Origin of the sequence: Bradyrhizobium sp. Leo170, assembly GCF_004296405.1 — a bacterium.
Taxonomy (GTDB): domain Bacteria; phylum Pseudomonadota; class Alphaproteobacteria; order Rhizobiales; family Xanthobacteraceae; genus Bradyrhizobium.
The window spans coordinates 1-9,790 of the sequence record NZ_PSRR01000330.1; the positions used below are offsets into that span (position 1 = coordinate 1).

Sequence of the window (9,790 nt, forward strand, 5' to 3'; positions counted from 1 at the left end):
CTAGTCATGATTGAAGCGATGGCATGCGGCACGCCCGTCATCGCATTTCGCTCCGGATCGGTCCCCGAGGTGATCGACGAAGGCGTCACCGGTTTTGTGGTCGACGACGAAGAACAGGCTGTTCAAGCCGTGAAACGGTTGGGGGACCTCGATCGCAGGCGCGTGCGCGAGCGGTTCGAGGAACGTTTCACGGCAGGACGGATGGCCGTAGACTACGTCTCGCATTACCAGTCGGTGGTGAACGCCGGCTCCGCCCCAGAGCGCAGACATACGTTGCTTGCGGGTGAAGAGAGCGCTGCTTCCGCCACCTGACCGCGTCCGCGTGGTCCGGGAGCGTAGTGGGATTCGCAGCGCGCTTACATGCCGGGAACGTCGCAATAAGAAGGTTCAGCTCAAGAGGCGCTAAGCTGAGGCCCTTGCGGCTCGCTGCCGTCGCTGATGCGACAACCTCGACCGGGAAAAATAGGAACACGTCATTCGACGCTCAGTTGTTGGACGTCTATATCTTTCAATGAGGACGAACAACAATGAAACGTACCTTAATTGTATTGTTAGCTACTGCGGTGCTCTCGGCGAGCCCGGCGATGGGGCAAAATCGCCCCGCCCAATCTGGCCCAAACAACAGCGCCGTAAACAGCTCGGGACAAAACAATTCGAGCGCCCCCGTCGCTGGCCGCAACAGCTTCACCGAGGGCCAAGCAAAGTCGAGGATCGAGGAAGCGGGCTACTCGAATGTTACATCCTTGAAAAAGGACGACGACGGCGTATGGCGCGCCAAAGCTAACAAAGGCGGTTCGCCGACCAATGTCAGCGTGGATTTTCAGGGCAACGTGAACTCAGCTAAGTAAAGAAGGTACCTCGACATGACTGTTACAATTTCGCGCCTCTATGACAGCTACGCCGATGCGCAACGGGTAGTTACTAGCCTGGAGGCGGCAGGCGTGCCGCACTCCGAGATCAGCATTGTCGCCAATATTCGGACAATTGGTACAGCGCCGACAGAAAGATAGATCGTGATGCCGACGGCGTGGATGATCGCGCCGAAGGGGCTGGTAAAGGCGCTGGAATCGGTGCTGGGGTCGGCGGCGCAGCTGGTTTGTTGGCGGGACTCGGGTTGCTTGCCATTCCGGGGCTGGGACCTGTGGTAGCCGCCGGGTGGCTCGTCTCCACGGCGGCGGGCGCGGCTGCTGGCGCGGCCACCGGTGGCGTCGTTGGCGCCTTGACCCAAGCGGGGATATCGGAAGAAGAGGCTCCGCTGTATGCCGAAGGCGTTCGTCGCGGTGGCACGCTTGTATCAGCACGAGTGGCCGACACCGACCGCGCCCGGTTGGAATCGATCCTCGACCAGTCCGCTGTCAATCTTCGCGAGCGCAGCTCCGGTTGGCGGAAATCGGGCTGGAAGAGCTTCGATCCGTCGAGCAAGCCCTATGGAGCCGAGGAGGTACGCAAGGAGCGTCAGCTCTACGGTGCGCGAATGCGCTAACAATCGACGACCCGCTTCGGCGGGTCGTCGTTCGTCGTGAAGGGCGACCATCTCACGCAGGAACAGAAACTTTCGCGCCGGCGTTAGCGCCATCAGCAAGACGGGGTGGAAAATGAGCCGCGGCATGCCATCGATGACTGCACTTCTCGCTCTGCTCGCAATTGCGGGATACCAAACCGCGACAAACTGGCAGAACTGCTCAAGGCCGCAGGCGCCAGCGGCCCCGAGCCGGGCGGCATCGGACAGCCACCAGGTGGGCTGCTGGGCAACCTGAGCGGGATGTGGGGCGGGGCTGGGGTGGGCAGCTTGCTCAGTGGAGGGATCGGCGAGCTACTCGAAAGATTCAAGCAAAATGGTCAAGGCGAGGCGGCTCAATCCTGGATCAATCAGGGGCCAAATAAAAAGGTCTCGCCTCCGGAACTGAAGCAGGCGATCGGGGATGACGACTTGAAAAAACTTGAGCAGCAGACCGGGCTTTCGCAAGAAGAGCTGCTTGCCAGATTGTCTCGCGAGCTGCCGGCTGCTGTGGACAGGTACACGCCCGATGGCCATCTACCCGCAGCGTGAAGTAGGAGCTTATTGAGTGCCCTCGGCAGTGCAGACCGCTGCCATGCTTATAATAGTTTTGCTGTACGGTCCCGACCCCGACCCCGATCATAGTCGCGGTGACTTTCGCCAACAGTTACGCCGCGCCAACAGGGCCAACGCCAACCCCGGCACCAGCCTCGTCTGCCAGTGCTGGCGTGGCCGCAACAGCGGCGATGTAGTGCCAAGCAACTCAGTCCAAAGTCAGCGTCAGCCGTGCGCGAAGCACGCTTGGAACGAAAACTGATCCGTTCGATTATTTTCCATTGACTGGAGATCGTTACATGGTCGCGCCCCGACTACTCGTTGCCTTGGTTTTCTGCCTCGTTCCGGCACTCGCCTCCGCGGCAAACACCGAATGGCGAAAATACGTGATCCCGAGCACCGGGACCAACGTCGATATCCCGGTGACAATTTTCACCGAAGACGCAGGACCGCCAGAAGGCGGAACGGGGCGGCGTTTCTTTACGAAGGACCACCGAGCAAATTTGACTGTGCAGTCCGTTCGCAATCCTGAGAACGACTCACCTGCCACTTTTCTCGCAAAGAAGCGACCGCCTGCTGGCATCCAGTACAAAAGGGTGACACCACGCTTTTTCGCGGTGTCCAGCATTCGTAACGACCGGGTCTGGTACAACCGCTGCAACCGGGCCAATGGAAGCATGAACTGCGTGTTGATCAATTATCCTGCCTCGGAAGAGCGTCAGTGGGATGCGGTTGTGACCCGGATTAGTCTCTCGCTGGCTAACTAGCCGCCGTTCGGTCGTCAGCCCCAAGTCAAAACTCACCAAGCCAGTGGGGACCGAAGTGCATATGGCGCCAAGGCGCCAGAATAGCCGGCTCACAGCTCGCTCGCCTTCCTGGCTGCAATGGCGCGCTCTACTTCCGACGCGAGCAAGCTCAGGTAATCGGCCAAGTTTGCGAACAACTTCCGTTCATCCACGTCCGTCGCAACGTCGCGAATCAGAGCGCACTCTGCGGCGCCTCCCGATCCTTGCCGTTGGCTACGGCGTCTATTGGCTGATCAGGCGCCGCCGTAAGCCGACAGACATTTGAAGTGCTCGCCTGCTCAGTCATCGTCATTGGCGGCGTCGTATAGAGAAGAGGTTCTAAACAAGGGTCAGCGGACCCTACAGCCACAGACCTTGACCAATGGGCTTCGTCGTCTCAACTCCAGCCGCCTGGATAGGGACGGAGCACTTGGAGCTGCCTCCCTCCAAGTACCAGAAAAGCCTCTGCCTGCCCGGCGGGGGTTTTTCCATTCCCCGTCATATCTGTTGAATCCGGAACGTCGAACGGATCAAGCAGTTTCCTGGAAATTGGAGGACCGTCATGCGGAGACGCGGCGAGATGCGAGGCCACAGATTCAAGGAGAACGTGATACGCTCGGTCGACGATTTCGTCCAGCGAGCGCGTACGGGCGAACATGGCTTGTGCCCGACCGAGCAACTCGTTGCGAGTCGGCATCCTGTTCAGATGAATGCCCGGCAGCGCGTCGGCGGCATGACTGTTTGCTTCGTTAATTGCTTCCGGCAGGGCTGACAGTTCCGATGAGTGCATCGCTGATGTAATTGCAAGCGCAATCCGCTCAGGGTTGAAACGTCTGGCAAGCTGCTCGGCCGCTCGATTGATGACCCTCGCTCCGAGCTGATGTTGGTTGCGCCTCACCTGCTCAGGCGGCACCTTCAGGTTCCAGACGATACCCAGGAGAGATAGCGCCTTTAAGATGTAGAAAGTCATATCAACTTCCCACCAACGAAAGCCTTGGCGAACGCTGCTTTGATAGGCGTGATGATTGTTGTGCCAGCCTTCGCCCATCGTAAGCAGCGCCAGCAGCCAATTGTTGCGAGAATCATCCCCGGTTACGTACCGCTTACGTCCGTGAACATGCGCGAGAGAGTTGATGCAAAAGGTTGCGTGATAAAGCAGCACCGTGCTCCACAAGAACCCAACCACCAGTCCTGACCATCCCGCGACGAGAAAACAGCAGGCCGCGAGTGCTATTGCGGGCAAGACCTCAAATTTGTGCAACCACCTTAATTCGGGAAACGATGCGAGATCCGCAACCTTCACCAGATCAGTCGTACCGTGCTGTCGCGCGAAAATCCAGCCAACGTGGCTGTATACGAAACCTTTATGCCGGGGCGAATGCACATCTCGATGAGAATCGGAATGCAAATGATGACGCCTGTGCTTGGCCGCCCACCACAGAATGCTCTTTTGGGCGCTGCTTTGAGCCAGCGCCGCAAGAATGAATTGAAACAGTCTGCCGGTGGAGTAGGACCGATGCGAGAAGTACCGATGATAGCCCGCACTGATCGCGAACATGCGCAGCCAATAGATCGCGATACCGAGAACGGCGGCCTGCCATGTAATGCCGGACCAGAACGCCGCGGCGCATCCCAGATGGATCAATGCAAATGGAAGAGCTGACGGGTAGACGATATCATCATGCTGTTCGCCGACGTGGATCTTCGACATATCAACAAGTCCCAATGGCTTCTTGTCGGGCGTATGCAAAGGATGGCCCAAGCGCTGGTTCAAATCGTTTGGCGAGCACCCTGAGTCGCTCAACAAAAAGAATTCCGCTGCTGGCTCGCGCCAACCGTTTAGGCGGCTTCATAGCCTGCGTGAAGCCCGTTTGCTTCTGGATGGGAAATGGCGGTTTGGGATAGTCGGACATTCGCACCTCCGTACGCTTGCGCCATACTCAACCTTACTCGGCCTCGGGCGTTCCTGTGCCGACCGGGAGGTAGCTCCGCCCCCTTCAGGCCTAGTATCTATGGCTCGTCACATCCGATAGCCGCCGGAGCGCTGAGCAGTGCCATGTCGGCGCGACAGTCCAGTCGAGCCATTGAGGCGAAACGTCCTTCGCCTAGCTGGCGATCTCTTCCTCAGCTTTGTCGATCTCGGCCTGGTTGCGCTTAATGAACGCAACGAGTGCGTCGCATCTCGGACCCTGCCTTTTGTGGCGCCTGCGAACGGTCAAGGGAACAACGTGCTCCGCGCAATCCCGGATCTTGATGGACAGATCATGTACACGAGGTGCACGGCCAGATGAGGACAAGTTAAATACGCCGAGGGCAGCCCTCCGGGAGGAGGGTTTGATAAGGGGATTGCCGACCTAACGGCAACAGGACGGGAGTCGTGGCATGAAAGAGCTGCCATGGCACCTCCGCTCCACCATCGTGAGGCGCAACTCAGAAATGGCTTCTCCAGGGAGAGAGCCCTTGGGACAAGCCTTTGCGCAGTTGAGGATCGTATGGCACCTATAAATCCGGAAAGGGTCCTCCAGGATGTCGAGACGCTCGCCGGTCACCTCGTCCCGACAGTCATTGATCCAACGCGCCGCTTGGATCAACGCCGGCGGACCCAAGAAGCGCTTGGCATTAGGCCCCGAGGTGGAATCTGTCCGCACCAGTAGATTAGACGGCAATACCCGTGCTAAGCGCCAGCTGAAAAATCTAGGGCAAGAGAGATTCTGTCCCGAGCTTTGCTTGTGTGCGGATAGTTTCCGTAAAGAATGCACTCTTCGCTATGCTAAACGCTCCGGCGCTGCAAAGCCGTAGGCGCCTTGCTCGTGCGCGCGGTTTTTATCGCGTCTGGTCCACCGCATTCGAGACTGGGAAGCAGAGCCCGCAAATCATCGGCGACCGCAAAGCAGCCGGCCTCTACGAGCGCTTCGGTGGTGAAGCCGCCGGTGAGTACGCAAGCTGCCGCCGTTCCGGCTTCGAGCCCCGCCTCGGCATCGTAGGGCGTGTCGCCAATCATTACGGTTTGGGATGCGGGCAACGCAAGCTTTCTGAGCGCCATACCGACAAGGCGCGGGTCCGGCTTGCCGTGCTCGACATCGTCGCCGCAGGCGGTGGCGCTGATGAGATCGTCCACCTTCAGTAAGGAAAGATAGCGCTTGAGCGCGGGGCCCTTGCAGTCGGTTGCGAGCGCGATCCGGCCACCGCGATTGACGAGGAAAGCAAATACATCACGGACCCCGTCGAAGGGCCGCACGCCCTGGAGATACTTCTCTTCGTAGATTGCGCCTTGCGCTTTGAGGATTTCCTTCCTTTCTGGCTCTTCTGCAGCGGGTAGCAAAAGCTGCAGCGTCTGGTCGCCGTCGAGGCCCGAGTAAAGCTGAAGCGTGCCGTACGGCACCTCATGGTCGAAGCGTTCGAGCGCTTCTTGCAAGCTCTGAAGGTTCTGGGGCACGCTGTCGACCAGCGTCCCTTCAACGTCGAAAATGATCCCAGAAAACATCGATCAGCTCCAGCACTTGGTAGAGAATGCCAACTTCAATGCCCCGGTTCCGGAGCTGGTTCCTAATCACCGCGATTGAGCTAGGCAGGCGCTGATATCGAGACGGTCACGGCGACCAAGAAATCAAACGTTCGCAAACGCGCGGTACGCAAGCCCCACCAACTGCGAAACTGCGCGGCGAAAATCCATAGCGCGCGAAGTCTTATGCACGGGCGGCCGATGCATTGTCGCCTCCCCGTCCCTCTCAGCCGGCTGATCACCAAGAACTGGCTGAGGGGTTGCGCCTTTTCGGATCACCGCGGTTCGCCATCACTTCGCGATACCGGCCTGCATTCCTGCCTCGAAAAGCTGAGGCAGGAGGTTCCAGAGAGAGTCACTTTAGCATGGCTGCAGCCCGACAAGGTGGTGAGGTTCACCAAGACCTCGTATATCGCGTCCCGAACTGGGCGACGCGGCCAAGTCCGAGCGCATCATCGGCGCGATGTGCTCACGCCGCCAATTCTCGAAGTGAAGAGATAATCTGGTCCGACGGGTAAGGCTTCCTGAAGAAACGTGCCCCTTCGGGCAGGTCCGGTTCAGCCAAAACATGGCCGGAGACAACCATGATCTTGATGGGCGGCCACCTGTCGCGCACGGCGGCCGCAAGCGTAACTCCGTCCATCGAACCCGGCATTCTTACATCGGTAAAGACAATACTGATGTCGTTCCTCGATTCGAGGATATCGATCGCTTCATCTGCATTCCGCGCGTAGACCGGCTCCAGCCCAGCGCCCTCAACCATGTCTGCGGCCATGAGAAGAAGGAGCGGCTCATCTTCGACAACCAGAACGAATTTGCTGTCGGCACGGCCCGGCTCTTTCTCCATCATTCGCTTTCCCACTGTTAAATGTCTGAAAGGGCACGCGCGCTATCCTGGGTCCGGACAAGTCATTGAGACTGAGCGGGACCTTCCGGCAACTCCGCGTGGCCGGTCGCAATGATGATGCAAAGATGTGGCGCTCGCCAAGCGCGACCCGAGGAGTGTTGCCATGGCCTCACCAGTTGGTCGCCGCCTGTTTCGCGACCGTCCACCACATTGAAGCTCCTCCGGTTCGATCTGGGCTTCAGCTAAGGGGACTTCACCTTTTCCCGTGCCGCGTCTGCGGCATCGATGCCGGCCTGCTTCACCCGATCGACGGCTTCGGCGCCCGTGTCGCTAAGTTCGGCCTTTAGCGTATCGGAGGCTTCGCGCAGGCTCTGCGATACCGCGCCGGCGCGCGCATTCAGATCAGTCTTCACGTCGTCGCTGAGGTCACCGATCCATTCGTTCTCGAGGTCGGACGTCCGCAACGCACCTGCGACTGCTGCTCCAATTGCCAAGCCCACAGCCCCGAGCACGAGCGGCTGCCGCTCAAGCACGTCGGCCAGCGATGATTGCGCTTTCGTGAGAGCCGCTTTTCCGGGAAGCGGATTGCCCAGCGTGCCGATGTTCTCGCGCGCATAGGCGACACCTTCGTCGAACCTGTCACGGATCTTATCGGCCGCTCCCGACATGGCATCGGAAGCCGTGCTACCGGCGTCGCGCAAGGTTTCACCGGCGCCGAAGGATCCCTCATGGTCCATTTCAGGCGCGGTCGGCGGCGCCGCGGTCCGTTGGAGCCCGGACGTGGTCACGCGAACATTGCGAGCGCCGATATCGACCGTCGGCGGAGCCGCTGTCGCCGAACGCGCCGCGCTCTTCGGCTTCTCGTCGCCGACCAACAACCAAACCGCGCCGCCTCCGATAAGCGCTGCGGCAAGGGGATTTTCCCGCACCGCCGCCACCAGACTGTCGAAAAAACCAGTTTGCGTACCGCTCATCGCACCATTCCCTTCATGGTGTCCTTGTCCTTTTCGAGCTGCCGGATGGTTTCACGCGGCGCCAGATTGCGCGCGTCGAGCCGGTTGATTCCGATCGCAAATAGCACGCCGGCAATCACGGCGGCCACGATCGCTGACGTCAAGTAGGAGACTGGCTGTGACCACCCTGCGGCGATCAACGCCGCCGACAGCGCGAACAGCAGCATCACGATGGCGGGGATCACCAGGACAGCGCCGCCCGCAATGAAACCCAGCGCGCCGCCGACCTTCTGAACCTTCTCGCCGAATTCCGCCTTGGCGAGATCCACCTCGTTCTGAAACAGTTTAGCGAACTGCGATAGCCCATCGCCCAGCAGCGTAGAGATGGTTCGAAGGTCGTGCTGGCTAGTTCTGATATCGTTCTGAATGCTCATGACATTGTGCTTCGTTGTGAGGATGACTTTTGCTCCCAGCTATTGTTGGACCGATTCGAAGATGAAGACTGCTCACCGGACGCCTTGAGGAAGCGGACAGCTGCGAAGCCCGCAAGCACCGAGATCCCGAGAAACGCCGCTGGCTGCCGCTTCGCGAAGTCGGTGGCGCCGTCGACGAGGTCGTGGAAGCTTCCGTTGCGGATTTTCTCGGCGGCGTCGTCGACATATTCGGCGGCGGAATTGATACCGCGGGCAGCGAACGGTGCGTCGTTCTCGAACGCGCGAGCCGCTTCGCGGATGTTGCCGGCAAAGCGCCCGATGAAATCGGCGCCCGACCGCTGCTTGTCCCGCGCCTGGACCGCGATCTGGTCCACCGTCCCAGAGGCCGCGTTCTGGGCGGCATCAGCCGCTTCCTTGAACTTGTCGCGCGCAGCATCGGTCGACGCTCTCAAAGCGTCGCCCGCGCGCCGCTTCATCTCGGCGCCGGCATCCCCCATCTGATTCTTCAGGTCCTGCGAAGAGCTGGTATTCTGGTTCTGGGTAAAATTCTTTTTATTCATGTCCAAATCGCTCATGACGGTTTCTTTCAGGTGTTCGGGTTTCGGGAAGGATTGAAGGCCGCTCTCACGACGTCGTCGGCGGACTCCTTTAACGTGTCGGCCATATTTTGCGTCATGCGGCTGGCGTGTCCCCCGAGATCGGCCTCTTCGACACTTTTCGCCGCCGCGTCGGCTGCCGACATTGTCGCGTCCTTGGCCTGCTCAAATCCGGATTGTGCCGCCTCGTCCGCCGCCTGCTTGACGTTGTCGCTCATCTTCCCCATCAACTTGCCTTCGGCCTTGGTCTCGGGAAGTGCCGCGGCGATGATCGCGCCGATCGCGATGCCGAGGCCGCCGATCATCGCGGCGTTGTCGCCGATGACCTGACCGGCCTTTGCAGGCGCTGCTGCGGCCGCATCCTTGGCTGCGGATGCGGTGTCTGCTGCGGTGGCGCGCGCCTGCTCGATCGCATCCTTGGCGGCATTCCTGCCGCTTCTGAGTTTATCGCCGACCAAATTCGTAGCCTGAGCCGCCCGGCTCTGGAGATCGTTGGTGACGCCGGCTGCCTGCCTTTGAGCTGAGGAGAGCCCGTCTTTGACCTCGCCGCGCAGAGCCCACGCGCGTTCCGCCCCTTCATCCATGTTTCCCCCGGCCTTCTCCATCGCTGGGGCGGCCGC

10 protein-coding genes and 4 pseudogenes are annotated in these 9,790 nt (G+C 59.9%); 5 read left to right on the forward strand and 9 right to left on the reverse strand.

What is annotated here, in order from left to right; genetic code table 11:
• From CWO89_RS35380 to CWO89_RS35400, 5 genes and pseudogenes are all read left to right on the forward strand, one after another.
• A partial coding sequence (locus CWO89_RS35380) for a glycosyltransferase (protein WP_130583057.1) occupies positions 1-312 on the forward strand: 312 nt, incomplete at its 5' end.
• A gap of 215 nt (positions 313-527) precedes the next feature.
• Positions 528-848, forward strand: coding sequence for a PepSY domain-containing protein (locus CWO89_RS35385; RefSeq protein ID WP_130583058.1), 321 nt, complete (start codon positions 528-530; stop codon positions 846-848).
• Positions 849-863: 15 nt separating this feature from the next.
• Positions 864-1,483: pseudogene (locus tag CWO89_RS35390) on the forward strand (hypothetical protein).
• A 112-nt stretch (positions 1,484-1,595) separates the two neighbouring features.
• Positions 1,596-2,050 (forward strand): annotated as a pseudogene (locus CWO89_RS35395) (YidB family protein).
• Positions 2,051-2,352: 302 nt separating this feature from the next.
• Complete coding sequence (locus CWO89_RS35400) at positions 2,353-2,820, forward strand: hypothetical protein (protein ID WP_130583059.1); 468 nt, start codon at positions 2,353-2,355, stop codon at positions 2,818-2,820.
• 415 nt (positions 2,821-3,235) lie between these two features.
• Here CWO89_RS35400 and CWO89_RS35405 read toward each other — a convergent pair whose 3' ends face one another.
• The 9 genes and pseudogenes from CWO89_RS35405 to CWO89_RS35445 all read right to left on the reverse strand — a co-directional run.
• Positions 3,236-4,549, reverse strand: a complete 1,314-nt coding sequence (locus tag CWO89_RS35405) for an acyl-CoA desaturase (RefSeq protein WP_130583060.1) — start codon at positions 4,547-4,549, stop codon at positions 3,236-3,238.
• Between the two features lies 1 nt (position 4,550).
• Positions 4,551-4,751 (reverse strand): hypothetical protein, encoded by a 201-nt coding sequence (locus CWO89_RS35410; protein ID WP_130583061.1) that lies wholly within the window; start codon positions 4,749-4,751, stop codon positions 4,551-4,553.
• A gap of 441 nt (positions 4,752-5,192) precedes the next feature.
• A pseudogene (locus tag CWO89_RS35415) lies at positions 5,193-5,474 on the reverse strand (hypothetical protein); the annotation flags it as partial.
• Positions 5,475-5,608: 134 nt separating this feature from the next.
• Positions 5,609-6,322: an HAD family hydrolase gene (locus tag CWO89_RS35420; protein WP_130583062.1), complete on the reverse strand. Its 714-nt coding sequence runs from the start codon at positions 6,320-6,322 to the stop codon at positions 5,609-5,611.
• A 487-nt stretch (positions 6,323-6,809) separates the two neighbouring features.
• On the reverse strand, positions 6,810-7,190 hold the full coding sequence (locus CWO89_RS35425; RefSeq protein ID WP_463702992.1) for a response regulator: 381 nt from the start codon (positions 7,188-7,190) through the stop codon (positions 6,810-6,812).
• Between the two features lie 239 nt (positions 7,191-7,429).
• On the reverse strand, positions 7,430-8,161 hold the full coding sequence (locus CWO89_RS35430) for a hypothetical protein (RefSeq protein WP_130583063.1): 732 nt from the start codon (positions 8,159-8,161) through the stop codon (positions 7,430-7,432).
• Entirely contained in the window at positions 8,158-8,574 is a 417-nt protein-coding gene (locus tag CWO89_RS35435; RefSeq protein WP_130583064.1) for a phage holin family protein, read from the reverse strand. Before CWO89_RS35435 ends, CWO89_RS35430 begins: the two co-directional genes overlap by 4 nt.
• Positions 8,571-9,134, reverse strand: a complete 564-nt coding sequence (locus tag CWO89_RS35440; protein ID WP_349644922.1) for a hypothetical protein — start codon at positions 9,132-9,134, stop codon at positions 8,571-8,573. Before CWO89_RS35440 ends, CWO89_RS35435 begins: the two co-directional genes overlap by 4 nt.
• A 26-nt stretch (positions 9,135-9,160) precedes the next feature.
• A pseudogene (locus CWO89_RS35445) lies at positions 9,161-9,790 on the reverse strand (DUF3618 domain-containing protein); the annotation flags it as partial.

What these genes read in the sequence shown, in the direction of transcription:
- CWO89_RS35385 (WP_130583058.1), top strand. Translation starts at nt 528, where the DNA reads ATGAAACGTACCTTAATTGTATTGTTAGCTACTGCGGTGCTCTCGGCG.
- CWO89_RS35400 (WP_130583059.1), top strand. Translation starts at nt 2,353, where the DNA reads ATGGTCGCGCCCCGACTACTCGTTGCCTTGGTTTTCTGCCTCGTTCCG.
- CWO89_RS35405 (WP_130583060.1), bottom strand. Translation starts at nt 4,549, where the DNA reads ATGTCGAAGATCCACGTCGGCGAACAGCATGATGATATCGTCTACCCG.
- CWO89_RS35410 (WP_130583061.1), bottom strand. Translation starts at nt 4,751, where the DNA reads ATGTCCGACTATCCCAAACCGCCATTTCCCATCCAGAAGCAAACGGGC.
- CWO89_RS35420 (WP_130583062.1), bottom strand. Translation starts at nt 6,322, where the DNA reads ATGTTTTCTGGGATCATTTTCGACGTTGAAGGGACGCTGGTCGACAGC.
- CWO89_RS35425 (WP_463702992.1), bottom strand. Translation starts at nt 7,190, where the DNA reads ATGATGGAGAAAGAGCCGGGCCGTGCCGACAGCAAATTCGTTCTGGTT.
- CWO89_RS35430 (WP_130583063.1), bottom strand. Translation starts at nt 8,161, where the DNA reads ATGAGCGGTACGCAAACTGGTTTTTTCGACAGTCTGGTGGCGGCGGTG.
- CWO89_RS35435 (WP_130583064.1), bottom strand. Translation starts at nt 8,574, where the DNA reads ATGAGCATTCAGAACGATATCAGAACTAGCCAGCACGACCTTCGAACC.
- CWO89_RS35440 (WP_349644922.1), bottom strand. Translation starts at nt 9,134, where the DNA reads ATGAATAAAAAGAATTTTACCCAGAACCAGAATACCAGCTCTTCGCAG.